The sequence below is a fragment of the Chelativorans sp. genome, assembly GCF_031180965.1.
Taxonomy (GTDB): Bacteria; Pseudomonadota; Alphaproteobacteria; order Rhizobiales; family Rhizobiaceae; genus Chelativorans.
The window spans coordinates 1-25,087 of sequence record NZ_JAPSLH010000031.1 but is presented as its reverse complement, the minus strand read 5'-3'; the positions used below and the strand labels follow the sequence as shown (position 1 = coordinate 25,087).

Annotated in this window: 24 protein-coding genes; 7 read left to right on the top strand and 17 right to left on the bottom strand. The window is 63.8% G+C overall.

Annotated features, from left to right (window positions below):
- Nucleotides 1-134: 134 nt before the first annotated feature.
- The 8 genes from ahcY to RIN79_RS18340 form a co-directional block, all read right to left on the bottom strand.
- Nucleotides 135-1,532 (bottom strand): adenosylhomocysteinase, encoded by a 1,398-nt coding sequence (ahcY, locus tag RIN79_RS18375; protein WP_309086140.1) that lies wholly within the window; start codon nucleotides 1,530-1,532, stop codon nucleotides 135-137.
- A 135-nt stretch (nucleotides 1,533-1,667) separates the two neighbouring features.
- Nucleotides 1,668-1,973 (bottom strand): HPr family phosphocarrier protein, encoded by a 306-nt coding sequence (locus RIN79_RS18370; RefSeq protein WP_309086139.1) that lies wholly within the window; start codon nucleotides 1,971-1,973, stop codon nucleotides 1,668-1,670.
- Nucleotides 1,970-2,371 carry a PTS sugar transporter subunit IIA gene (locus tag RIN79_RS18365; protein WP_309086138.1) on the bottom strand — a complete coding sequence of 134 codons (402 nt, stop codon included), beginning with the start codon at nucleotides 2,369-2,371 and terminating at the stop codon, nucleotides 1,970-1,972. Before RIN79_RS18365 ends, RIN79_RS18370 begins: the two co-directional genes overlap by 4 nt.
- 243 nt (nucleotides 2,372-2,614) lie before the next feature.
- The gene (locus tag RIN79_RS18360; protein ID WP_309086137.1) at nucleotides 2,615-3,058 is read right to left on the bottom strand and encodes an HPr kinase/phosphatase C-terminal domain-containing protein; all 444 of its coding nucleotides are present in this window, start codon (nucleotides 3,056-3,058) and stop codon (nucleotides 2,615-2,617) included.
- Between the two features lie 2 nt (nucleotides 3,059-3,060).
- A complete protein-coding gene (locus RIN79_RS18355) occupies nucleotides 3,061-4,830 on the bottom strand; it encodes a sensor histidine kinase (RefSeq protein ID WP_309086136.1) in 1,770 nt (589 codons plus the stop codon).
- 11 nt (nucleotides 4,831-4,841) lie between these two features.
- Complete coding sequence (locus tag RIN79_RS18350; RefSeq protein ID WP_309086159.1) at nucleotides 4,842-5,543, bottom strand: response regulator transcription factor; 702 nt, start codon at nucleotides 5,541-5,543, stop codon at nucleotides 4,842-4,844.
- A gap of 289 nt (nucleotides 5,544-5,832) precedes the next feature.
- Nucleotides 5,833-6,231 (bottom strand): SPW repeat protein, encoded by a 399-nt coding sequence (locus tag RIN79_RS18345; protein WP_309086135.1) that lies wholly within the window; start codon nucleotides 6,229-6,231, stop codon nucleotides 5,833-5,835.
- A gap of 61 nt (nucleotides 6,232-6,292) precedes the next feature.
- Nucleotides 6,293-7,030, bottom strand: coding sequence for an endonuclease/exonuclease/phosphatase family protein (locus RIN79_RS18340; protein WP_309086134.1), 738 nt, complete (start codon nucleotides 7,028-7,030; stop codon nucleotides 6,293-6,295).
- 164 nt (nucleotides 7,031-7,194) lie between these two features.
- Here RIN79_RS18340 and RIN79_RS18335 point away from each other — a divergent pair, with 164 nt between their 5' ends.
- Nucleotides 7,195-8,148: a lysylphosphatidylglycerol synthase domain-containing protein gene (locus RIN79_RS18335; protein ID WP_309086133.1), complete on the top strand. Its 954-nt coding sequence runs from the start codon at nucleotides 7,195-7,197 to the stop codon at nucleotides 8,146-8,148.
- Here the strand turns inward: RIN79_RS18335 and RIN79_RS18330 are convergent.
- The 9 genes from RIN79_RS18330 to RIN79_RS18290 form a co-directional block, all read right to left on the bottom strand.
- Entirely contained in the window at nucleotides 8,049-9,617 is a 1,569-nt protein-coding gene (locus tag RIN79_RS18330) for a phospholipase D-like domain-containing protein (RefSeq protein WP_309086132.1), read from the bottom strand. The genes RIN79_RS18335 and RIN79_RS18330 overlap by 100 nt on opposite strands.
- Nucleotides 9,618-9,733: 116 nt before the next feature.
- Complete coding sequence (locus RIN79_RS18325; RefSeq protein ID WP_309086131.1) at nucleotides 9,734-10,279, bottom strand: cell wall hydrolase; 546 nt, start codon at nucleotides 10,277-10,279, stop codon at nucleotides 9,734-9,736.
- Between the two features lie 180 nt (nucleotides 10,280-10,459).
- On the bottom strand, nucleotides 10,460-11,107 hold the full coding sequence (locus RIN79_RS18320) for a CDP-alcohol phosphatidyltransferase family protein (protein ID WP_309086130.1): 648 nt from the start codon (nucleotides 11,105-11,107) through the stop codon (nucleotides 10,460-10,462).
- A gap of 60 nt (nucleotides 11,108-11,167) precedes the next feature.
- Nucleotides 11,168-12,118: a phosphatidate cytidylyltransferase gene (locus RIN79_RS18315; RefSeq protein WP_309086128.1), complete on the bottom strand. Its 951-nt coding sequence runs from the start codon at nucleotides 12,116-12,118 to the stop codon at nucleotides 11,168-11,170.
- A complete protein-coding gene (locus RIN79_RS18310; RefSeq protein WP_309086127.1) occupies nucleotides 12,115-12,756 on the bottom strand; it encodes a lysophospholipid acyltransferase family protein in 642 nt (213 codons plus the stop codon). Before RIN79_RS18310 ends, RIN79_RS18315 begins: the two co-directional genes overlap by 4 nt.
- A gap of 162 nt (nucleotides 12,757-12,918) precedes the next feature.
- Nucleotides 12,919-13,713 carry an SDR family NAD(P)-dependent oxidoreductase gene (locus RIN79_RS18305; protein WP_309086126.1) on the bottom strand — a complete coding sequence of 265 codons (795 nt, stop codon included), beginning with the start codon at nucleotides 13,711-13,713 and terminating at the stop codon, nucleotides 12,919-12,921.
- Nucleotides 13,714-13,824: 111 nt separating this feature from the next.
- Nucleotides 13,825-14,454 (bottom strand): SRPBCC family protein, encoded by a 630-nt coding sequence (locus RIN79_RS18300; protein WP_309086125.1) that lies wholly within the window; start codon nucleotides 14,452-14,454, stop codon nucleotides 13,825-13,827.
- A gap of 105 nt (nucleotides 14,455-14,559) precedes the next feature.
- Nucleotides 14,560-15,603, bottom strand: a complete 1,044-nt coding sequence (locus tag RIN79_RS18295; protein WP_309086124.1) for an SDR family oxidoreductase — start codon at nucleotides 15,601-15,603, stop codon at nucleotides 14,560-14,562.
- A 46-nt stretch (nucleotides 15,604-15,649) separates the two neighbouring features.
- A complete protein-coding gene (locus RIN79_RS18290) occupies nucleotides 15,650-17,281 on the bottom strand; it encodes an alpha-amylase family glycosyl hydrolase (RefSeq protein WP_309086158.1) in 1,632 nt (543 codons plus the stop codon).
- A 150-nt stretch (nucleotides 17,282-17,431) separates the two neighbouring features.
- Between RIN79_RS18290 and RIN79_RS18285 the strand changes: the two genes are divergently transcribed.
- The 6 genes from RIN79_RS18285 to RIN79_RS18260 form a co-directional block, all read left to right on the top strand.
- Nucleotides 17,432-18,229: a GGDEF domain-containing protein gene (locus RIN79_RS18285; RefSeq protein WP_309086157.1), complete on the top strand. Its 798-nt coding sequence runs from the start codon at nucleotides 17,432-17,434 to the stop codon at nucleotides 18,227-18,229.
- A gap of 2 nt (nucleotides 18,230-18,231) precedes the next feature.
- Entirely contained in the window at nucleotides 18,232-20,013 is a 1,782-nt protein-coding gene (locus RIN79_RS18280; protein WP_309086123.1) for a GGDEF domain-containing phosphodiesterase, read from the top strand.
- A gap of 361 nt (nucleotides 20,014-20,374) precedes the next feature.
- Nucleotides 20,375-21,694, top strand: a complete 1,320-nt coding sequence (locus RIN79_RS18275; protein ID WP_309086122.1) for an NAD(P)H-dependent oxidoreductase — start codon at nucleotides 20,375-20,377, stop codon at nucleotides 21,692-21,694.
- A gap of 9 nt (nucleotides 21,695-21,703) precedes the next feature.
- Entirely contained in the window at nucleotides 21,704-22,738 is a 1,035-nt protein-coding gene (locus RIN79_RS18270; RefSeq protein WP_309086121.1) for a thiamine pyrophosphate-dependent dehydrogenase E1 component subunit alpha, read from the top strand.
- A complete protein-coding gene (locus tag RIN79_RS18265) occupies nucleotides 22,738-23,760 on the top strand; it encodes an alpha-ketoacid dehydrogenase subunit beta (RefSeq protein ID WP_309086120.1) in 1,023 nt (340 codons plus the stop codon). The genes RIN79_RS18270 and RIN79_RS18265 overlap by 1 nt, the downstream gene beginning before the upstream one ends.
- A gap of 4 nt (nucleotides 23,761-23,764) precedes the next feature.
- On the top strand, nucleotides 23,765-25,087 hold a 1,323-nt coding region (locus tag RIN79_RS18260; protein ID WP_309086119.1), incomplete at its 3' end, for a dihydrolipoamide acetyltransferase family protein.

The following is a 25,087-nucleotide window of genomic DNA, read 5'->3' as shown; positions in this document are numbered from 1 at the left end:
GATGATCGGCATTCCCTCGAATCAGCGCACTCTACAGGGTGCAGGAATCGGCGTGAAGAAGGGCTCGCGACAAAAATGAGGCCGGGCCAAGGCGTTCAGGGCCCTGCTCACATTGCGCAAAGCTTTGATAGCAATCAGTACCTGTAGTGCTCGGGCTTGAACGGACCCTGCGGGCTGACACCGATATAAGCGGCCTGATCCGGTGAAAGCTCGGTCAGCCTGGCGCCGAGCTTGTCCAGATGCAGCCGAGCGACTTTCTCGTCCAGGTGCTTTGGAAGCACGTAGACCTTGTTCTCGTACTGGCTTCCACGGGTCCAAAGCTCGATCTGCGCCAACACCTGGTTGGTAAAAGAAGCCGACATGACGAAGCTTGGATGGCCAGTGGCATTGCCCAGATTGAGTAGCCGGCCTTCGGAAAGCAGGATGATCCGCTTGCCGTCGGGGAATTCGATCAGGTCAACCTGCGGCTTGATGTTGGTCCATTTGAAATTGCGCAGCGAAGCCACCTGGATCTCGTTGTCAAAGTGACCAATATTGCCGAGGATCACCATGTCCTTCATCTTGCGCATGTGATCCAGCGTCACGACGTCCTTATTGCCCGTCGCCGTGACGATAATGTCGGCGGTTGGCGCGGCCTCGTCCAGCGTGACCACCTCGAATCCGTCCATGGCTGCCTGCAAGGCACAGATCGGATCGGCCTCCGTGATTTTCACGCGCGCGCCGGCGCCGGCCAGGGACTGGGCGGAGCCCTTGCCTACGTCGCCATAGCCGCAGACGACAGCCACTTTGCCGGCCATCATCACATCGGTGGCGCGGCGGATGCCATCCACCAGGGATTCCTTGCAGCCGTACTTGTTGTCGAATTTCGACTTCGTGACGGAGTCGTTCACATTGATGGCCGGGAAGGGAAGCAATCCCTTCTTCTGCAGCTGGTAGAGCCTGTTGACCCCGGTGGTCGTCTCCTCCGTCACGCCGCGGATGGCCTCCCGCTGACGCGTGAAGAAGCCTGGCGTCTCGGCCATGCGCTTCCTGATCTGCGCAAAGAGGATCTCTTCTTCCTCGCTGCCGGGCTTCGAAAGCACGTCCTCGCCGGCCTCAGCGCGGGCGCCGAGCAGGATGTACATGGTCGCGTCGCCGCCGTCGTCGAGGATCATGTTGGTGGGCTGGCCGTCCGGCCACTGGAAGATGCGGTCCGTATAGGTCCAATATTCCTCCAGTGTCTCGCCCTTGACGGCGAAAACCGGTGTGCCCGTCGCCGCGATGGCGGCGGCAGCGTGATCCTGGGTGGAGAAAATGTTGCAGGAGGCCCAGCGAACCTCGGCGCCGAGGGCCTTCAGCGTCTCGATCAGCACCGCCGTCTGGATCGTCATGTGTAGGGACCCGGTGATGCGCGCCCCCTTCAGAGGCTGCGACGCGCCGAACTCCTCACGGCAGGCCATGAGGCCCGGCATCTCGGTCTCGGCGATCTCCATCTCCTTGCGGCCCCATGCGGCAAGGGACATATCGGCAACGACATAGTCATTGGCAGCCATCGGCTTAAACTCCAGCTTGGTTCTTGAACGGCCCCGAGGGGGCGCGGCAGTTACGGCCTGCCTAACAGATCGCGCAGCGGGCGACAATCATATAAGGAAATCTTTATCCCTGCATGTGCACGGCTTGGTGTCGCCTCAGATCTCCTCGCCGAATCGCTCCGCTATTAGATCGCCCAGAGCATCGAGCACTTCCACCGCATCCCGCCCGCTGGCGGAGATACGGATGGTGCAGCCGGGACTTGCGGCGAGCATCATCAGGCCCATGATTGATGTCCCTCCGACGCAGATGCCGTCCCTCTCCACCATCACCCTTGCGTCATAGCCGCTGACGAGTTGGACGAATTTTGCCGAGGCCCGTGCGTGGAGGCCACGCTGGTTGACGATGGCGAACTCACGCGTGACGACGTCGTCCGCTGCGGGTTTGGGAGGGGCGTCCGTCATTTGCCGTTGAGCAGTTGGCTCGCCACGTTGATGTATTTGCGGCCCGCGGTCTGCGCCTCTTCGAGCGCCCGCGTCATGTTATCCTCGGCGCGCACGCTGGAAAGCTTTATCAGCATGGGCAGATTCATGCCGGCGATCACCTCTATCCGACCGGCGTCCATGACCGATATGGCGAGATTGGAGGGGGTGCCTCCGAACATGTCGGTGAGGATGATGACACCGGCACCGGTGTCGGCCCGCCGCACGGCATCTATGATATCGCGACGGCGCTGCTCCATGTCGTCTTCGGCGCCGATTGATACCGTCTCGAGATTGTCCTGCCGCCCAACGACATGCTCAAGCGCGTGTTGGAATTCCTCCGCCAGCCGTCCGTGCGTGACGAGAACGATGCCGATCATCGAGTTTCCCGGCCCCGTTTTTCGGCCAACCCGCGTTTGCTGGGGTCTTGATGCGCCCCGTCTTCGTGCCCTGAGGCTGTCAAACCGTTACTCCGTTTCAATGGCCATGCGGTCTCGGCGTCACCCCCTGCCATCGCGCTGCCACCGCCTCAACACGGCAGGGGCGCTATCTTGTCAACGCGCCGGGCGTTGACAAGCCCAAAACTGCCCGATTTGACCGATTTTGGCCGCGCGCCGACGTATTCATCCAAAAGGCGGCAGGGAAAGCATGGCGGATATGGCCAGAACCGCACTCCCGGCTTCGCGCTCAGCCAAATCGAGGCAGGGCAGGTCCACCCCCTCGAGGGTCACAGTTTCACCTTGCTGGAAACGGGGCGCAGCCGGTGCTGGCACCAGCCGAACCACGAGATCGAGCAGGGCGGCGGGCTCGTGCGGCAGGGACGCGGGACCGAAGCCGCGCGCCTCCGCAAACCCGCCGATCGTCGAGGGTGCTCTGCCGATCAGCCGGCCGCCACTGACGGAGAGCAGGATCTGATCATCGGCAACGAGCCGCGCAAAGCGCCCCGAGGCGAGGCAGTGGCCGAGAAGCGCCAGCGCAAGGTTTGTCTTGCCCGAGCCCGACGGGCCGATGATGAAGATGCCGCGGTCGCCGGCGAGCACAAGGCTGCCGTGGTGGTTCACCGGCACGATCAGCCTTCGGCGGGAAGCGAGATCACAAAGCGCGCGCCGCGCAACTCGCCCGGCTTGCTCCCGGGGATGTTCTCCGCGGTCAGCGTCCCACCATGCGCCTCGACGATCTGCCGGCTGATCGAAAGCCCCAGACCGGAGTTCTGGCCGAAGGCTTCGCCGGCCGGTCGGTCGGTATAAAAGCGCTCGAAGATGCGTTCGATGCTGTCTGCCCGGATGCCCGGCCCGTTGTCATCCACCGTGAGCAGTATGCGGCTTTGGATACGAGACAGCGTGAGGGTGATGCGGCCGCCCTCGTCCGGCACGAATGAGCGGGCATTCTCGATCAGATTGGTGACGACTTGCCCGAGACGGAGGTCGTGGCCCTGCACGATGTAATGCTGCCCCGGCTTTCCCTCGGTCTTGAATTCGATCTCCACCTTCTTTTTGCTGCCGCCCACCTCGCGCGCCACGGAGACCAGGTCGCGCAGGAATTTCTGCAGGTCGATCGGCTCGGAGTCCTCGCGCGCAAATTCGGCGTCGAGCCGCGATGCGTCGGAAATATCCGTGATCAAGCGGTCGAGCCGGCGCACATCGTGCTGAATGATCTCCATCAGGCGATCGCGCGAGCGCTGGTCCTTGGCGAGCGGCAGGGTCTCGACCGCACTGCCGAGAGAGGTGAGCGGGTTTTTCAGCTCATGCGCCACATCGGCCGCAAAGCTCTCGATCGCGTCGATGCGCGCGTAAAGTGCCTTGGTCATATCGCGCAGCGCGATGGAAAGGTTTCCAATCTCATCCTGCCGATGCGAGAAGTCGGGAATCTCCTCGCGCTTGCTGACGCCCCTGCGCACGCGGATCGCCGCGGCGGAAAGCCGGCGCAGTGGGTTTGCAATCGTGGAGGCAAGCAGCAGTGAGAGCACGGCGGTTACGACCGCCGCCACCGCGAAGACGCGCAGGACCGCCCGCCGCTCGGCGGCGATGATGCGGTCTATGTCGCCCTGGGTCGAGAGCTGGAGCACGCCGACGACCGCGCGGAAACGTTGGATGGGGACGGCCACCGAGATGATATATTCGCCTTCGGGGCTGCGGCGCCGCACGGCTTCGGGCTCGCCGCCCTTGAGCGCCGTCATCACCTCCTCATAGGCGACGCCCGTGCCGCCCGGCTGCTCGCGATCGATGGGCAGGTCGTTCGGGTGGAAGTATGCGCTCAGGCTTTCCCAAACCTTTTCGAAAAAACCCTTCTCATCGCCGTCCACCGCGGGCAGGTCATAGCGCAAGATCGAGTAGAGCTGGCGCGAGTCGAGCACCAGATTGGCCTTGTCGTCATAGATGCGCGCGCGCGTCCTGTCGGGGTTTATCAAACGACGCAGAAGATGCGCCACCTTCTCCGGATTGATGGGGAAATCGAGGCTGTCCAGCTGGTCCGAGCCAGGCGTGAGTTCCTGGCCTGCCTGCAGTTCCAGCAGCTTCTCCGGATCGATCATGATCGCATCCGTCTCCACCGTCGCCGAAGCGGCGATGGCGCCGGCAATGATGCGGCCCTGGGTTCTCAGGCTCTCGATCTGGGCATCGACCAGCGCGTCGCGGAACTGGTTGATGTAGAGCACCCCGACCACCAGCACGCCGATGGCGGTGAAATTGAGGATAAGGATGCGCCGCGTGAGGCTGGAAAACATGTAGTGTCCCAGCACACGCCGGATGGGCACAGCAAGGCGGCTGAAAAGCCAGGGGGTCGCGCGCCCCGATTTGGCTTGTGCAGAAAATCCGCTTCTATGTTGTGCCTCAATGGCCATTCAGCTCGTGGCTACACTTCTCTAAACCGGTAACCGACGCCGTAGAGCGTCTCGATCATGTCGAACTCGCCATCCACCGCCTTGAACTTCTTGCGCAGGCGCTTGATGTGGCTGTCGATCGTGCGGTCGTCCACATAAACCTGTTCGTCATACGCCGAATCCATCAGCGCGTCGCGGCTTTTCACCACGCCTGGACGCTGCGCCAGCGCATGCAGGATGAGGAATTCGGTGACGGTCAATGTCACCGCCTCGCCCTTCCAGGTGCAGGTATGGCGCTCCTGGTCCATGATGAGATGGCCGCGCTCAAGCGAGCGCGACTGCTTGTCGGGCGCCTTGGCGCCGCTTTCGCGCGCGCTGGCGCGCCGCAGAACGGCGCGTACGCGCTCGACCAGAAGCCGTTGCGAAAAGGGTTTTCTGACGAAATCGTCCGCGCCCATCTTCAGGCCGAACAGCTCGTCGATCTCGTCGTCCTTGGAGGTGAGGAAGATCACCGGAAGATCCGTCTTCTGGCGCAGCCGGCGCAGAAGCTCCATTCCGTCCATGCGCGGCATCTTGATGTCGAGGATGGCGAGCGTCGGCGGGCGGGCGCTGAGGCCTTCCAGCGCCGAGGCCCCATCCGTATAGGTTTCCACGCGATAGCCTTCGGATTCCAGCGCGATTGAGACGGACGTCAGAATGTTCCGGTCGTCATCAACAAGCGCGATCGTTGCCATGTCCAGCGGCTCCCTCGTCATGGGCAGATGTCCCTTCTGCTGCTTCGAGGGCGGCAGATGCAGGACAAATTGGGTACAAAATGTGGCACATTCTCCAAGCGAAGTCACTTCGGAGTGTGCGATGCGACGGATTCACGCAAGGAGCAGCGCCACCCGCGGCCGCAAAAGCAAGGGAATCCGTTCAGGGCCACCAACTGAAATGGCTAGTCCGGCGATCAACTTCCCTCGCCGCGCAGCAGCCAACACCGCCTGTGGGCTTTACTGCCTGATCCGGCTCTTATGTCAAGCTTTAATGCCGTTTGCTTGCGGACAGCCCAGCAGCATTTTGCCCTAGCGACGCGTAATCTGGCCTGCGGTGAGTGAATGCGGCAATGGCGATCTCCAGCAGACCGAACACCAGATGGGGCCAGGCGACCACGTCGGCGAAGCCGAACAGCCAGGGGGAGGCGGCAAGCAGCAGGCCGCTGCCGATATCGAGAGCGAGATGCCCCGGCATCGGAATGAGTTTGACGACGCCGAGTTCATAATTGGTCAGAAGGCTGTAGATGATGGCCGCGAGGCCGAGGATCACCGGCACCCATTGCGCCGGACCTCCATCGGCAAAGCCCAGCAGCCACGGAGCCGCTATAAGCAGCAGCCCGACGAGATAGTCGAGCACCCCATGGGTTCTGGTCGGAATGATCTGCATAAGACTGCCTCCCTCTTCTGATACAAGCCGAACCGCCGCAAAGCTGAGGCGTTCCCTCTCATCAAGGAAGATCGGCCGTTTCGGTCGTTCCCATCGCGAGATCCGCGATGACCGGCAGGTGATCGGAAGCGGTACGAGCAGACGGATCCGTCCATTGCTTCGCCAGCATCTCGCGAGGGCGGCAATAGATCCGATCGAGCGAAAGAACCGGCCAAAAGGCGGGGAATGTTCTTAGATGCGTGTGGCCGGGGAACAGGCGGTTCAACGTCGTCTGCACAGAACCCCGCCAAAGCCAATCGTTGAGGTCGCCCAGCACCACGGTGCGTTCGGTCCCGGAGCGCACGAGCGCGGCCAACAGCTGCGCCTGATGCCGGCGTTCGGCGAAGCTCAGCCCCAGATGCGCGGCGATGACATGCAACGCACCGAAGGGGGTTTCGGCCACTGCCGCGATCGCCGCCCTCGGTTCGCGCCGACGGTAGGAGATATCGTGGCAGGCGACGCCGCTCAGCGGCCAGCGGCAGATGAGCGCGTGCCCGTAATTGCCATCCGGCGCGGTCACCAGCCGGCTTTCGGCCATATGGCTGCCGAGCGCCTCCGCCAGAAACCCGAACGCCTCTGCCGAACCGTCGGTTTTGCGCCGTGTGCCCACCTCCTGCAGGGCCATCAGGTCGGGGGCGTGCTTGCGCACGAGAGCGACGATCCGCTGCAAATCGAGCCGGCCGTCGAGCCCGACGCCCCCGTGAATATTCCAGGTCATTACCCGCACGAGACCAGCGCGGGAGCTTGCCTGCTGCGGCAATCCTGCCAGGTCCTGCGAGATTTCGAGCGGGGCATCCTTGGTGTGAGATGTCATGGCCGCTCAACGCGCAACTTCCCGGATCGTTGAGCGCACGGGCGCTTTTTCTTCGTGGGATCGGATCGCCCATCAAGCGCGTTCTAGTGAGCGTGTCAGGGGGTTCATCGTTGAGATCACGCCATCCATACCGCCGCTATCTGGGTTACGCACTTGCCGTGGCCGCCGTTCTGTTCGCCGCCTTTCTCCTCTACCGCACCCTTTCGCAATACAAGTGGGAAGAGGTCGTGGCGGCGGTCACTTCCGTGTCGCTGGAGCGGCTGCTGTTCGCTCTCGGCTTCACCGCCGCGAGCTATCTCTGCCTGACCGGCTTCGACTGGTTGGCGCTGCGTTACGCCGGCCACCCGCTCTCCTATCCGCGCGCCGCCCTGGCGTCGTTCACCAGCCTTTCCCTCGGCCACAATATCGGACTTGCGGCGCTAAGCAGCGGTGCGATCCGCTACCGCTTCTATTCCCGATGGGGGCTGGGCGGAGAAGAAGTGGCGAAGGTCATCGTCTTCTGCGGGGCTACGGTAGGTCTCGGCCTCTCCGTGCTCGGCGGCGTGGGGCTGCTCACAAACGCCGCTCTTGCTGAGGAGGTCATCGGCATATCGCCTGCCCTGGTCTATTTCATCGGGGCCTGCTGCATCGCAGTGCCTGCCTTTTATCTGCTTTTGTCCTGCATCTTTGGCGGCCGCGCTGTCGAAATCCGGGGACGGCGGCTTGAGATGCCGAACTTCCGGCTCGCCCTGCCACAGATTGTCATCGGCACTCTCAACTTCGCCTTCGTCGCGGGAGCGCTCCATCAGGCGATCTCCGCCTTGGCGGATGTGCCCTATCTCGAAGTGGCGGCTGTATATGTGAGCGCCAATGTCGCCACGCTGATCACCCATGCGCCAGGCGGCCTGGGCGTGATCGAAAGCGTGGTGCTGTACCTGTTGCCCAACGATAACCTGATCGGCGCGGTTCTCGTGTTCCGCTTCGTCTATTTCCTTCTGCCGCTGGTGCTTGGCGGCATCCTGCTCATCTCTTCGGAAGCGCTGTTGTCTGACGGGCGGCGCGAGCGGGCCTCCGGCGCGGCCTGACCGGCACGGCCCTTCCACAGCGACCGCAGCCATTCCAGGAAACGGTAAGGTCGTTCGGGATCGAGCAGGCGCGTACCGGGAAAGGAACGGGTCGCGCCCTTGTCGACCGTAAGCGGGCAGAGGCATCGGCCGCTCTGCTTGTTGAGCCGCTCAATGGTGCGGATGAGGGATCCCTCGCGCCGCACCGTCTGGCGCACCACGGCCGGATCGACGTCGAGATGCTCGGCGAGCAGGCGATCGCGGCACTCGGCGATCGCCTCCGCCGTTTCCTCCCGGTCCGCTTCGATGACGATATCGCATTCGGTGTCGAGGCCCATGGAGCGGTTGTTGAGGTTGGCTGAGCCAATGCGCAGGAAGCGGTCGTCGACGATCATCAGCTTTGCATGGACGAGCATGACGCCTTGATCCTGCGGCCCATCGAGCGCCGGGCAGTAGACGCGCAGCCGCCCATGGCGGTCATACGACTTCAAGCTGCGCAGAAGGCGCTCGCGGTTGGCCCCCATGATAAAGCGCTCGATAAAGCCGTGGGCATGGCGGGTGCAGATCACGACGATTTCCGGACCGTCCGGCCTGGAGAGCACCTTGCGCAGCACCTTCCTGAGGCGCTTGGCCGTAAAGTACTGCGCCTCGATATAGACGCTCCGCCTTGCAGCGTAGAAGAGGTCCTCCGTCAAGCTGGCGGCTTCCTCCACACCCTTACGGCCGGCAAGGCCCGGCACCGTGCGCGCGACGGCGACAGGAATGTCGGAAAACGTGGGAGACAGGCCTTCCGGCCACCTTTCTTCGGACGGGCCCAACGGAATATCCTCGCCGATCGCTGCCCGCCAGCGGTCCCGCGCCACGCGGGCGATGGCGCGGGCGGCCGGTCCGTCGATCGCCATCTGCAGGTCGTGCACCGGATTGTAGGGCGATCCGTCGGGCCAGAACCGCCGCGGATCACCGGCTGCATGCCGCTGGGTGTCCCAGCGGCCGATGGTCAGGTCCATGCCGCCGATGAAGGCGAGCGAGTCATCGATCGTGACGATCTTCTGATGGTGGGCGGCATAGAGCGGATGCCGCGTATCGAGCCGCAGATGGATGCGCGGGTGGTCGTCCCAATCCGAACCGAAGACGAGGGGGATCGTGGCGCCCGGCGCATGGACGGCCGCAAGGCTCCAGACCAGAACATGCACCTCCAGCTCCGGGCGCTCCTCCACCAGCCGGCGCAGCATCTCACCAAGCCTCGGCGCATCAGGGCCGTCCTGTGGGCGAAGCTGTATCCTCGCGTCGAAGTCCCAGCCAATGATGAAGATCGACCTCCTGGCCAGGCGGAGCGCTTTTTCAAGCTCGCCGAAATAGGCCTCGGCATCGATCAGGAAGGCAGCGTGCCGGGCGGTGGTGACCTGCCGGCAGTTGCGGCCGGGCACGAAAATAGAGGGGCGACGGCCGCCGGCCGGGGCCCCGTCCTGCAACTCGACCTCGCTTCTCATCCGGTCTCTTCACCCCACGCAAGCGTCATGCGCGGACAACGCGTGTCGAGCGGATTTGGTTCTCGGAGTTCGCCGGAGCCGCATAGGGCGAGCGCCGCGGAGGCGCTCCGCCGCGGCTACATGGAAGCGGTGTAGTAGAAGATGTGCCGCCCGACCTTGCCGGTGCGCTCCAGCTTCTGGGCCCACCAGGGGCTCACATAGTCGGCATGGTAATGGGTGGAGCGCGCGAGCGGGTCGCCCGCCCCGCACCTGGTCTGCTCGCATTCGAAGCTGTTCCTGGCGATCAGCTCGGCGATCCTGAATGCGTAAGGCTCCTCGATCCGGTCAGGAATGCCGTCGCAGGCGAAGGAGAATTGGCAGGCATTCTTCAGATGGTCGTTCTGGTACACGACCCCGCACACCGATTTCGGGTAGAAGTCGCTCTCGAGCCGGTTGAGGATCACCTGCGCAACCGCCCACTGGCCCGCCGGCGGCTCGCTTCTCGCCTCGAAGTAGATGGCCGTGGCGAGACAGCCGATTTCTTTTTCGTAGCTGCGGAAGTCCGGCGCGGCCTCCGACCGCGGCTGCGGTACGGGAATCATGTCGGCAGCGGCCGGACCGGAGAGGAAAATTGACGCAAGGAAGCCCAAAGCGAGCTTGGCGCTCGCGCATGATCGGATCATCACCCAACCCCGTTCTTGTTGTGTTTGGCGGGCTTCTGTCCGAAGAATGGGGCGTCAAAACGGAAGGAGAAAGGCGAGAAAGAGGCGATTGGAAGGTCACGTCCGCGAGTATTGACTGACTTTGCTGACAGTCAGTGAAGGATAAACTATCGAGTATCGGACGAGTGAACCACGGATATGCTAGTCGGCCGGCCTTCTAAAATGCGCGAGCAATCGGAACGAACGCCGCAGGACTGTGAACATCGTGCCGGCGACGATGAGCCATAGAACGATGGTGAGCACCTGGTTCCGCCCATCCCAGAGCGGCTCGAACAGCGACAGCAAGGCCCCGCCAGTGACGGCAGCCATCCGGTGCGGCTTGGCCATGGGACCGGAGAAGTCCGGCGCCGCCCCCGATGCGTGGCCAAGTTCGCGCACATAGGCGGTGAGCACCGCGAACGCCGCGGCGGCCCAGCCGAGCGCAGGCAGACCGATGCCGTAGCCCAGGCCGGACAGGATCAGGATGTCGGCGACGCGGTCCGGGAACTCGTTCCAGAATGCGCCGTCCGGCGACCGCTTGCCCGCCTCTATGGCCACCATGCCATCGAGCAGGTTGCAGAGCAGCCGGAGTTGGCAGAAGGCCGCTCCGCAAAGAAGCAGCGCGATGCGCGCCCCGCCTTCCGCGGAACCGGCGAGCCATAAGGCGCCGCCGGATAGGGCGGCCATGAGTATGCTTGCTGCTGAAATCTGGTTCGGCGTGACGGAGGTGCGGGCCAGGAGACGCGTCAGCGCCCTTGCCCATCCGGTATCGCGGCTCGCCAGCGGCCGCCGACTCGCATCCTCCATCATGTCAGCCTTCCTCCTGCCTGGGGCGCGCAGGAGCGAGATCCCCGAGGGCGCCATGCCGGCTCATGTCAGCGACCACCAGTAACGGACAATGTGAAAGAAGATGGGCGCGGAGAAGATCACCGAGTCCAGCCGATCGATGAAACCGCCATGGCCGGCAATGAGGTGTCCCCAATCCTTCACCCCGCGGTCGCGCTTTATGGCCGACATCACCAACCCGCCGAAGAAACCCATCAGCGCGACGATGAGGGCGAGACTGCCCGCCTGAAGCGGGGCGAAGGGCGTCATCCACCACAAGCCGGCGCCGATGATCGTGGCGCTGGCCACGCCGCCAAAAAAGCCCTCGACGGTTTTCGAGGGAGAAAGCAGGGGCGCGATCTTGCGGCGTCCCAGAAGCTTGCCCCAGACGTATTGGAGCACGTCGCTCAGCTGCACCACGACGACGAGGAAGGCGATGAGGAGCACGTTGCGCCCCTCATAACCGGGGATCTGAAGGCTGAGCAGCGCCGGCACGTGGGAGACGCAGAAGACGCAGATCATCAAGGCCCACTGTACCTCAGCGATGCGGATCAGGTATCGGTCCGTATCGCCGCGCAGCGCCGAAACGATCGGCAGCAGAAGAAACGCGTAGACAGGGATGAAGATCGAATAGAGCCCGTACCAGTCGACCCAGACGAGGTAGTACTGCACGGGCAGAATGACGAAGAAGGCGGCCGCAAGCGCCCAGTGATCGGCGCGGCGCGCATTGGTCAGCGTGACGAACTCGCGCAGCGCCGCGAAGGAGCACAAGGCAAAAAGCAGAATGACGCCCGCCCGGCCGCCGAGGAAGGCAAGCGCGATTAGGATCACCATGGCCCACCACGCCTTGATGCGGGCGTTGAGGTTCTCGATCACCGCATTGGAGCCGTCCGGAGAAAGCCGGCGCTGCAGGACAAATCCGGCGGCGGAGGCCGCCATGAGCATCCCCGCAATGCCGGCCAGCAGCGTCAGGAGATGAACATGGGTCTGGTTCATGCCCGAACCTCCGAGGATTTGGGCGAGAGCGCGAGCAGCGCGTTCCGCGCCCTTTCAAGGAAGGCTTCCTTGTCTTCGGATGAATCGACCCGCACGGGCGCCCCGAAGGTGACCGTGCAGATAAGCGGCACCGGCACGAATTCGCCCTTCGGCATGACGCGGTTCAGATTGTCGATCCAGACCGGCACGAGCTCAACGGTGGGCCGAGCCTTGGCGAGGTGGTAGAGACCGCTCTTGAACGGCAGCAGGGGCGCGTCCGTCCCGTTCCGGGTGCCCTCTGGAAACACGATCAGCGACGCACCGCCGTCCAGCGCCTCGACCATGACCTCGATCGGGTCGCGTTCGCGGCTTTCCCGGTTGCGGTCGATCAGCACAGCCTTGAAAACGTCGCAGCCGATGAAGCGCCGAAGCGAAGTCTTCAGCCAGTAGTCGGCCCCGGCCACCGGCCGCGTGCTGCGCCGAAGCCTGGGCGGCAGCACGGTCCAGATCAGGATAAAATCGCCGTGGCTGGCGTGATTGGCAAAATAGATGCGTTGCCGCGGGACCGGCTCGGCTCCCTGCCAGATGCCGCGCACCGCCGTGATGAGGCGCGCGAAGAGGACGATCGCCATCGCGGCAATCTGCGTCAAAAAGCGCATCGATTCGGCACCCCCACACGCCGTCGGATCTTTCCGAGCGGCGATCCCATTGCCGGGCAATACCAACGCGTGTTTGCCGCTACAATGAGCGGGCATCTTGGGGAAGTAAAGTAGCTAAAAGGGGGCTGGCAAAGCCATCCTATCTGAAGGCCGCGAGCCGCCTCATTGGCTTTTTCCGCTGCCCGGTTCGGCCAGCTTGCGGTGCTGCTCGGCTACCATCCCGGCGGGCAGAAGATGCGCCATGGCGGCCTGGATCTTGTTCGAGAAGCCGGTAACAACACCGGCCTCGCCCTTCATCATTGCGTCGAAGCCGATGCGCGCCACCTTGGCCGGATCGTCCATCTTGCTGGGATCGGACCCCACTTTCGTGTCGGTCATATCCGCGCGCTCGAAGAATTCCGTATCGGTCGGCCCCGGCATGAGGCAGGTGACGGTGACGTCCGTATCCTTCAATTCATTGCGCAGCGCCCAGGAGAAACTGTCGATGAAAGCCTTGCTGGCGTTGTAGACGGCCTGAAAACTGCCGGGCATGAACCCGGCTATCGAACCGGTGAAGAGAATGCGGCCGCGGTTCTGCAGCCGCATGTCGCGGCCGATCCGGTGAACGAGAAGGATCGTGCCGGTGATGTTCGTATCGATCACGCGGCGGATGTCGGCCACCTCCTGATCGAGAAAGGCGTGACCGAGGCCGCGCCCGGCATTGGCCAGCAGCAGCTCGACCGGGCGGCCGGCAAGCGCCACATAAAGCTTCTCGACGCCCTCCGCCGTGGCGAGATCCGCCTCGACCGCCTCGGCCTGAACGCCCAGCGCGCGAAAGTCGTCCGCGGCGCGGACGATCTCCGGCTCATCGGCTGCGACAACAAGATCGTAGCCGGCCTCCGCACAACATCTTGCCAACTCGTACCCGATGCCGGTGGACGCGCCGGTGACGACCGCAAGACCGAATTTTTCAGCCATCACTTTCCTCCCGTCCCGGTTTTGAGGAGAATCTTGCTTGCCTCGCCCTCGTTCGGGCGGCTAGCGAGGTTGTGCCTACCGTTCCCTGCGAAGGCGCAGGCCCGGCGGGCCCTACGCCGGGATCTCGCCGGTCTCCATCAGCTGCTTGAAGCGCTTGAGCTCGCGCCGCACCTGGATATTTGGCTCCTTCTGGAAGAGTTTTGCGGCCATGCGCCCAACCGTCCCGCCCGGCGGGTCGTAGGCGATCACGGCCTCGATCTGCGTGCCACGGCCACCCGGCGCATCGCGGAAAGTGACGCGCCCGCTGTTGCGGACTTCCGCGTTCTCGTCCGATTCCCAGGCGATGAGTTCGTTCGGGCGATCCTCGGTGATCCTGGTCTCGAATTCGACCGTGGTGCCGGCCGGGGCCTCGACCACCCAATGCGAACGGGTCTGGTCGATCATCGTCACCGAGCGGACATTCTCCATGAATTCGGGGAAGCGGGTGAAGTCGCGCCAGCGGGTATAGACCTCCTCGCGTGGCCGATTGACAGTTATGGTCCGGCCGACGACGGCGCCTTCCCGCCAGCGCCCGCGATACCTGTTGCGCGAGGACTGGCCGGATGCATCCTCCAGCTGCACGCCGCTCCTGTCTCTCATCATGCTGCGCGCGGCCATCAGGATGGCGGCGCCCGCCGCAATGCCCAGCATGCCTGCTGCAAGCGCACGGCTGTTACCGTGATTGTGATATCGATGATGCATTTGGAATGCTCCTTGGTGGACGTGCTCGCCACATGCGCGCCGAACCGCGCCTCAAGGGGATTGTTCCAACCTAATCCGCGGGATGACGCGGGAGAGCCGATCGACTCAGCGGCGTCTCGCCCGCACGCGCCTAGAGGGCAAAAGGCTGCGCGTCAGCATTCCCGCGATCATCGCCACACCGAAGCCTGCCACGGCGGTCGCAAGCCGGACGGCGTTGCCTGAGAGCGCCGGGGCGGAACCCGCCGCCTCCCGGTCGAAGGAGCCGTGCGTGCGGTGAGGGTCATGGACCGGGTGGAACAGGTTGTCGGTGCGGCCGGGGGGCAACGGCGTTTCCCTTTGCTGACCCTCGAAACAGGTGCGGGCGAGGAAGCGGTCGAGGAACCAAGGGACGACGGCGTCTCCGAGGATCACTTGTGCCGTGCTCGATCCGAGCCACACCTCGCGCCGCGGATGGCGGGCAGCCTCGAAAATGGCCTCAGCGGCGACCTCGGGCTGGAAAACCGGCGCGACCGGACGGGGCTCGTTTGGAAGGCGCGTCCGCGCCCAATCGAACTGCGGCGTGTTGATCGCCGGCAGATGCACCATCGTCAGCTTAATGCGGCTCTTTTCATGGATCAGCTCGCAGCGAAGCGAGTCCGTAAAGCCGCGGATGGCGTGTTTTGCCCCGCAATAGGCCGACTGCAAGGGAATTCCGCGATAAGCAAGAGCTGAGCCCACCTGCACGATCACGCCGCGGTTGCGCCGGCGCATATGCTCAAGCGCGGCCATGGTGCCATGGACGAAGCCCAGATAAGTGGTTTCAGTGATGCGGCGGAATTCCTCCGGAGTGATGGCCGAAAGGGGCGCGAACATTGTCGCCATGGCGTTGTTGACCCAAACATCGATCGGACCGAGCGTCTCCTCCACGTCGCGCGCGGCGGCAAAGACCGCCTCAGGATCCGCCACATCCAGCGGGATCACCATGGCCGTCCCGCCGCGAGCCTCGACCTCTTTCCGCGTCTCCTGAAGTGCGGCTTCGTCGCGGGCTAGGAGCGCGACCGCCGCACCCGTTTTGGCGAAGCGCTGCGTCGTGGCTCGCCCAACACCGGCGGAAGCACCGGTGATCACAACCACCTGCCGCTTTTCGCCTTCGATGCCTCGTCTTGCCATTGCGAAATTCCTCCAATGACGGCCCGAGCCGTTTTGCGCGACGCGACTACCCCGCCATTTCCGCCAGCACGGCTTCATTCCCCTTGAGGCGAAGCGTTCCCTCGATGCGCTCCTCTTCTCCTTCTCCGGCGGTGCTGAGCACGATCCGGCAAGGCCCGGGCAGCACCAGGTCCGCCGGCTCGGGGCCCAAATTCAGGACCACGAGAAGGCGCTCCTCCTCCGTCTCGCGCAGATAAGCGAGCAAGCTGCCCGCAGCCTCGACCGTGGCGTACCGGCCGATGGTCAGCGCCTTGCTCTTCCGCCGCAAGGCCAGCAGCCTGCGGTAGAGCGTCAGCATCGAGCTGGGATCGCTCCGCTCCGCCTCCACGTTATATTCCGCTACATCGGGCGCGATCGGGAGCCAGGGCGAGCCCGTGGTGAAGCCCGCTTTTGCGGAGCCGTCCCACTGCAAGGGCGTGCGCTGAGGATCGCGCCCAAAACCTTGCCCAGGGACTCTTAGCTCGAAGGGATCCTGCACCTGCTCGGGCGGTATCGACACGTCCGTCATGGCGATCTCGTCGCCGTAATAGATCGTGGGCGTCCCGCGCAGCGTGAGGAGCATCACGGCCGCGACACGGGCCTGTTCGCGGCCCACGCGGGCGGCGATGCGCGGCTTGTCGTGGTTGCCCAAAACCCAATTGGGCCAGCCGCCCTCGGGAAGCGCGGCCTCGTATTCGAGAATCTGCCGCTCTATGTGGCGGGCATCCCACTGCGCCTGGATCAGATGGAAATTGAATGGCAGATGCGCGCCGCGCAGATCGCGGCCGTAATAGGCGACGAGCCGGGCGAGCGGCAGATAGATTTCGCCGATCAGCAGGCGGTCGTCTCCATATTCCTCGAGGACCGCCCGCATTTCCGAGACAACTTCATGGACCTCCGGCTGGTCACAGGAGTAGATCGGCAGCACCCTCTTGTGCGGCGGCATGCCGTCCGTCCAGTCGGGGTTCGGCGGGTTGTCGCGGAACTCCGCGTCCTTGATGAGGTGCCACATGACGTCGACGCGGAAGCCATCGACGCCCCGGTTGAGCCAGAAGCGCAGCACATCATACATTTCGTTGCGCACGCGTGGGTTGCGCCAGTTGAGGTCAGGCTGCTCCTTTAGAAAGGCATGATAATAGTACTGGCCGGTTCTCTCGTCCCACTCCCACGCATCGCCGCCGAACTCGCTCTGCCAATTGTTGGGAGGGCCGCCATCCGGACCGGGGTCGCGCCATATGTAGAAATCGCGCATTGGATTGTCGCGGGAGCTGCGCGCCTCCAGGAACCAGGGGTGCCTGTCCGAGGTGTGGTTCGGCACCAAGTCGAGCAGCACGCGCATGCCGCGCCGGTGCGCTTCGATCAGCAGGCGGTCGAAATCCTCGAGCGTGCCGAAGCGGGGATCGATGTTCCTGTAATCGGAAATGTCATAGCCGAAATCAGCCATGGGCGAGGAGAAGATCGGCGATATCCAGATCGCGTCAATACCGAGCCATGCGAGATAATCGAGCCGATCGACTATGCCGCGCAGGTCGCCGACGCCGTCGCCATTGCTATCCTGGAACGAGCGCGGGTAGATTTGATAGATCACTCCACGCTGCCACCAGACTGTCTTTTCGCCGCCCGGTTTGGGGGCCTGGTGTGCTTGCCTGCTCTCGTCCATGGGATTCGATCGGTTGTCGTCCAGGGATCGTGCGGCCAACGCGAGTTCGCCCACTATGTTCCCCGACAACTGGCGATATGTTCTGCATGCGCGTAAAATTCGAAAGAACCGATAAAATCTTCCTTCGCCGGCGGACTATATATCGTGCCCATGACGAATCCGAGCAGAGCGATCCTCGGCAAAGCGTCGGCTGTAACCGCCCTCGCCATAGCCGCCACCTACGGGGTATTCCTGATCGAGCGGGCGATCACCGGCATCCCCTTCACACATGTTGACCTGATCGAATGCTTCGCCATCCCGATTGCCGTGGGCATGCCGATCCTGTGCTACCTCTTTTCCCAATCGGAAAGATTGAAGGAAGCGAATCAGAGAATCACAGCTATCAATGAGGAAATGCAGGAATCTTACCGGCAGCTCAGGCTGGCGCATGAGATCATGGTGTATACGGCCAATCACGACCGGATGACGGGGCTGCCCAATCGCGAGCGGTTCATAGAGCATCTGGAAGCCGCCCACCGCGGCCAGCAGCGCGACGTGCTGCTGCTTATCGATGCCGACCATTTCAAGCAGATCAACGACCGCCTGGGGCACCTCAGAGGCGACGACGCACTGGTCGAGATCGCCCGCGCGGTTCGCCAGTCCGTCCGCGGCGGGGACGTGGTGGGACGCATTGGCGGGGAGGAGTTCGCGGTGCTGCTCAAGGACGTGTCGCCGGCCCATGCGGCCGATATAGCCGAGAAGATCCGGCAGCGGGTGGAGTCCATCCCGTGGCCCGTGCCGGTGTCGGGGGCGCCGGGCCTCAGCGTAAGCATCGGCGGAGCTCCGCTCGGCGAGGAGCTTGCTACCGTCCCCGAAATCCTCGAGCTGGCCGACAGACGGCTTTATGCGGCAAAGCGCGCCGGGCGGAACCGCGTTGTGTTCACCGACCCTATGGAAAAAGTGGCCTGACCATGAAGGAAGAGCCGGCCAGATCAGGAACTCCGCCGTTTCTCAAGCGGCGCAATCCTCTGGGCGACTGGTTCCTTCAATTCGTGGAGACCGAGCGCAGCAGACCGGCAACGCGCCGTTGGGCGGCCCTGACCGTTCTTGCGGCGCTTGCCGCGACCTACGCGATCGTCTACGCCACGGGCGGAACGCGCTACTCCTACGCCCATTTCGCCTATGTGCCGATCGTCATCGGTGCGTTCTCCTTCGGCATCCGCGGAGGTCTTCTTACCGGCCTGGCGGCTGGCCTGCTTATGGGCCCGCCGATGCCTCTGGAGGTGGAATCCGGGACCGCGCAGAGCATGCACAACTGGCTCGTCAGAGCCAGCTTTTTCCTTCTGATCGGAGCGCTCTCCGGCATCGCTGCCGACCTGCTGCGCCGTCAGGTGAAGGCCTTGAGCCGGCAGGCCTATCGTGACCGTATGACTCGCCTCCCCAACCGAGCCGCATATCTGGAGAGGATCGAGGCCGTGCTTGCCGCGCGGCGGCCGTCGGATCCTCCCGTCGTCGCGCTCACTGTTGGAATCGGCAACTTCGAGGAGCTTATTCTAAGCTTCGGCTACCCCTATGCCGATCAGCTATACAGGGTCGCGTCGGATCGCCTCCTGCAGCTTCTGTCTCCAGAAACCGAGCTCTTCGCCATCAGAGCCGGGCTGTTCGCGACAATCCATAGGTCGGCGGAGGAAGCCCGTTCGATCGGCGCCAAATTTGCGCGTGCATTGGGCGAACGTTTCGAGATCGGCGGTATCCCGACGCTCTCCAGCGGCCATGTGGGGATAGCGATGGCGCAGGAGGGTATAGACGCCTTAACGCTGACGCGCGAAAGCATCGCCTGCTTTCACCGCGCGGAGAAGGCGAACGAGGCGATCGTGGTGCATGACGGACGGTTCGACCGGCTGCGTCAGTCTACCCTCCGCCTGCTGCCGGACTTGCAGGAGGCGATCCGCTCCGGCAACTGCCTCTCGCTCCACTATCAGCCGATCCTTGATCTGAAGACCGGCCATTGTAAGGGCGCGGAAGCGCTGCTGAGGTGGGAGCACCCCGAACTGGGCCCGATTCCCCCGGGAGATTTCATCCCGGCTGCCGAAAAGACCGCACTGATGGGCGAGCTGACGCGCCTCGTCATCGACCGCAGCCTGCGGCAGATGAAGCAGTGGCAGGCGGAAGGTTTCGAGCTCGACTTCTATGTCAATATTTCCGTCCGTGATCTCGAAGATGAGCGGTTTGCGGCCTCCACCGCGAAGCTGCTGTCCAATCATGCTGTGCCTGCGCCGCGCCTGGTGCTCGAGGTGACGGAAAATGCGCTGATGCGGGATCCCGCGGCGGCGATGCGCAGCTTGGCGCGGCTGCGCCAGCTTGGAGTGGGCGTTGCGCTCGACGATTTCGGCACCGGCCAGAGTTCCCTGTCCTACCTCGCCAAGCTCCCGGTGGACGTCATCAAACTGGATGCGAGCTTCGCGCATGAGGTCGAAGCCGACCCGCAGGTCGGCGTGGTGGTGCGCCTGGCAGTCGATGCTGCCCATCAATTGGGACAGAAAGTGGTCGCGGAAGGGATCGAGACCCGCTCGGCGCTCCAGAAATTCCAGGATCTCTCCTGCGACTTCGGGCAGGGCTATCTTCTGAGCCGGCCGCTGGCCGCGGACACCTTCCGGGGATGGCTGTTCGACCATCGCTTGTCGGTGCTGCGCGGCAAGGACGCGTTCGCGGGGCAGGATCCGCAGGGGCTCAGGCGCATGCAGCCGCATTAAGCTGCAAAATTCTTTCAGGCCATATGAAAAAAGCACCCGCCGGGGGAGGAGATCCGGCGGGTGCTCTTTGGGTCGGCCAGCCCGGGAGGAGGAGGATAGGCTGACCGAGCTCGACGGGATTCGGGAGGAGGGGAACCCCGCCGAGAACTCGCGGCTTACATAGGAGGGTCGTGCGAGGATTTAAAGCGCTCTTTTGCACAGCTGCCATGCAAATGTGTCGCACCGGGCCCGGTCGTCTCGCCGGCTGCGCTGACGGTCTTGCCGTCCTCCAGCGCTGGCCCATATATGAGACATTCGTATTGACACGAATACATATGTTCACTAACCGTCTAAAAACGCTGTGATCTTCGGGAGGTGTTCCATGGCGACCAATGTTGCGCTCACCGGCCTTGCCCGCGATCTCGACGAGCGCGCCAAATCGGGAAAACCTGTCCGGATCGGCCTCATCGGCTGCGGCGAGATGGGCACCGACATCGTCTCGCGCGTGGCTCACATGAAGGGCGTGAGCATCGGCGCCATCTCGGAGCTGCGGCCGGACGCGGCGTTGAAGGCGGTCGAAGTTGCCTATCAGGAAGACGGCCATGCGCGTGCGGCGGACAGCACCGCCTCTGTCACACAGGCGATCGAGGCGGGCAAGATCGCGGTCACCCAGGACGCAAACCAGGTCATCGAAAACGATTTGATTGACGTGGTGGTTGACGCGACTGGCGTACCGGCTGTGGGTGCCGAGATCGGCCTTCGCGCGATGGAGCACGGCAAGCATCTCGTCATGATGAATGTCGAGGCGGATGTGACCATTGGCGCCTATCTGAAAAGCGAGGCGGACCGGCTGGGTGTCATCTATTCGCTGGGTGCCGGCGACGAGCCATCCTCCTGCATGGAGCTCATTGAGTTCGTCTCCGCCATGGGCCACACGATCGTTGCGGCCGGAAAAGGCAAAAACAATCCGCTCAACATTGACGCCATCCCGGACGACTACGCCGAGGAAGCAGAGCGGCGGAATATGAATGTGCGCATGCTCGTGGAATTCGTCGACGGCTCGAAGACGATGGTCGAAATGGCGGCGATCGCCAACGCCACGGGTCTGGTCCCGGACAAGCCGGGCATGCATGGTCCAGCGGCTACCCTTTCCGAGCTCAACAAGACGCTGATCCCGGAGAAGGACGGCGGAGTGCTGTCGAGGGTCGGCGTGGTGGATTACTCCATCGGCAAGGGAGTGGCGCCCGGCGTGTTCGTCATCGCCGACATGTCGCATCCGCGCATCCGCGAGCGCATGGAGGATTTGAAGATGGGCCACGGTCCCTATTTCACCTTCCACCGGCCCTATCACCTCACCTCACTCGAAGTGCCGCTCACCTGCGCCCGGGTCGCGCTTTACGGCAAGGCGGACATGGTGCCCCTGGCGAAGCCCGTCGCTGAGGTTTGCGCGGTCGCCAAGAAGGATTTGCAGCCCGGCGATAAGCTCGACGCCATCGGCGAATATACATACCGCGCCTGGATCATGCAGGTAGGGGAAGCCCGGGCAGCAAAAGCCATTCCCTGCGGCCTGCTGCAGGGCGGCCAGGTTCTGAAGCCGATCCGCAAAGGCGAACTCATCACCTACGAGAATGCAGCGCCGCCGGCTGGGTCGAAGATCGCCGAGCTCAGGGCCCGCCAGGATAGGCTGGTCTACGGCGCATAGGAGTTTTTGATGGCACGCAGCACGAAAGCCCGCGGCCAGACGGCCGCCAAGGCTAATCAGCCCTTCCTCTATCGACACTACACACCGGAGCAGCTGCGCGAGGCGCTGCGGAAAATGTATCTCATCCGCCGCTTCGAAGAAGGTGCTGAGGAGAGCTACATGCGCGGGCTCATCCACGGCACGATGCACCTGTCCATCGGCCAGGAAGCAAGCGCCGTCGGCATCTGCATGGCGCTCACGGACGAGGACCAGATCACCTCCACGCACCGCGGCCACGGCCATTCCATCGCCAAGGGGGCGGACGTGAAGCGCATGTTCGCCGAGTTCTTCGGCAAGACCACCGGCTACTGCCGCGGCCGCGGCGGCTCCATGCACATCGCCGATGTCACCAAGGGCAATCTGGGCGCGAACGGGATCGTCGGCGGCGGCATTCCGATCGCGGTCGGGGCGGCGCTGACTGCCAAAAGACTCGGCACCGGCAAAGTCGCGGTCTCCTTCTTCGGAGACGGGGCAAACAATGAGGGCGCTTTCCACGAAGCGCTGAACATGGCCTCGATCTGGAAGCTGCCGGTCGTTTTTGTCTGTGAGAATAACGGCTACGGCATGTCCACCTCCGTCGCCCGATCGACCGCGGTGCCGAACATAGCTGACCGCGCGGCCGCCTATTCCATGCCCGGCGTCATTATCGACGGGAACATCTTGTCGAAGGTGGCGGAAGCGGCGAATGAGGCGGTGGAACGCGCCCGCTTGGGTCAGGGGCCGACGCTCATCGAATGCAAGACCTACCGCTATCGCGGCCATTCCAAGAGCGACCGCAACCGCTACCGCACCAAAGAAGAGATCGAGCAGTGGATGACGCAGCACGATCCGATCTCCCTCTACGAGGCGGAGCTCAGGGAGTTCGGCGTCATCGACGAGGCGGGCATCGCGGCGATCCGCGCCGACGTGGAGCGCGAGATCGCGGAAGGCATCGAATACGCGAAGGCGAGCCCGGCGCCGGAGATCGCCGATCTTGAACAGGACGTCTATACGGAGCTTGCCTGATGAATGTGGCGGTGGAGGTGAAGGCCGAGACCGGCGCGCGCGAGCTCACCTATGCGCAGGCGATCCAGGAGGCCATGGCGCTTGCCATGGAAGCGGACGAGCGCGTCGTGCTGATGGGTGAGGATATCGGTGTGTATGGCGGCGCCTTCCAGGTGACCGGCAACCTGGTCGAACGCTTCGGCCCCGAGCGCGTGATCGATACGCCAATCTCGGAGCTGGGCGGCGCCGGCGTCGCCGTCGGTGCGGCGGTGACGGGCCTCAGGCCCATCTTCGAGTTCCAGTTCTCCGATTTCGCCACGCTCGCGATGGAGCAGATCGTCAACCAGGCGGCGAAGATGCGCTATATGCTAGGCGGCGCGGTCTCGGTGCCGGTCGTCATGCGTTTTCCCGCGGGGTCGGGAACAGGGGCGGCAGCCCAGCACAGCCAGAGTCTTGAGGCATGGTTCGGTCACGTGCCCGGCCTCAAAGTCGTCCAGCCCGCGACACCGCACGACGCCAAGGGACTGCTTCTCGCGGCGGTTCAGGATCCCGACCCGGTGATGATCTTCGAGCACAAGCTGCTCTACAAGATGAAAGGCGAGGTGCCGGAAGGTTTTTACACCGTTCCCATCGGGAAGGCGGCGGTGCGGCGCGAGGGACGTGATGTCACGATCGTGGCCACCTCGATCATGGTGCAGAAGGCGCTGGATGCGGCCGCCACGCTGGCCGGCGAAGGCATCGACGCCGAAGTGATCGACCTTCGCACCATCCGCCCCATGGACCGCAAGACCGTGGTCGAGAGCGTCAAAAAGACCTCGCGCCTTCTTTGCGTCTACGAAGGCGTGAAGACGCTCGGCGTCGGCGCCGAGATCAGCGCCATGGTGGCGGAGAGCGAGGCATTCGACTATCTCGATGCACCGATCGTGCGACTGGGCGGAGCGGAGACGCCGATCCCCTATAATCCGGACCTGGAACGCGCGACGGTGCCGCAGGTGGAGAACATTCTTGCGGCTGCCCGCGATCTCGTGCGGGGAGCGCGCTGAAGCCATGCCGGTCGAAGTGATTCTGCCCAAGGTCGATATGGACATGTCGACCGGCCGCATCTCCCGCTGGGCCGTGCAGGAGGGCGCCACGGTCAAAAAGGGCGACCTGCTCTTCGAAATAGAGACAGACAAGGCGGCGATGGAGATCGACGCGCCGGCCGCCGGCATCGTCCGCAACATCATCGGCAAGGAAGGAGTGGATATCCCTGTCGGACAGGCGGTGGCCTGGATCTACGAGGAGGGCGAGGCAGCGGTCGAGGCTTCTCCCCTGCCCGCGCCCAACGCCCCCGAGCGGGACCCGGCAGCGGCTAAGCCGGACGCCATCGTGCCTGCTCCTCCAAGGGAGGAAATCCGTCCGGACGCTGAACAGTCAATGACCCCGCCACAAAAAGGCGGCGCCATGCCTAACGGCCAGGGTAAGGTTCGCGCCACGCCACTCGCGCGGCGGCTTGCCCGAGAAAATGGCATTGAGCTTTCGGGCCTCTCCGGCTCCGGCCCGCATGGGCGCGTGGTGAGGGCCGATGTTGAAGCAGCCGCAGTGGGAAGTTCCACCCCCTCGGGCCGCGCAGAGGGTGCGCGTGCTGGTGGCGGCGTTCACAGCTCTTCGCCGGAGACCCCCATCCCGGCGCTGCGCACCGATCCTCCCCGCCCCGGCCCGACCGAAGGCGGGGAGGATCGGGACGCCATCCTGAAACTCTACGCGGAGGGCACCTACGATCTGGTGCCGCATGATTCGATGCGCCGGACCATCGCGCGCCGGCTGGTCGAGGCGAAAAGCACCATCCCGCATTTCTATCTGACGCTTGACTGCGAGATCGACGCGCTGCTGACCCTGCGCAAGCAGCTCAACGATGCCGCGCCCATGGTGAAGACCGAGGCCGGCGAGAAGCCCGCCTACAAGCTCTCCGTCAACGACATGATCATCAAGGCATTCGCCATGGCGCTGAAGGCGGTGCCGGACGCCAATGTCTCCTGGACGGAAAGCGCCATGGTCAGGCACAGGCATGCCGATGTCGGCGTGGCCGTGTCGATCCCCGGCGGGCTGATCACGCCGATCGTGCGGCGGGCGGACGAGAAGACGCTGTCGGCCATCTCCAACGAGATGAAAGACCTCGCGTCGCGCGCCCGCAACCGCAAGCTGAAGCCGGAGGAATATCAGGGCGGCTCGGCGGCGATCTCCAATCTCGGAATGTTCGGTATCAAGGATTTCGCCGCCGTCATCAACCCGCCGCATGCGACGATCCTGGCCGTCGGCGCCGGCGAGGAGCGGCCGGTGGTGAAGGGAGGCGAGATCAAGGTCGCCACCATCATGTCGGTGACGCTGTCG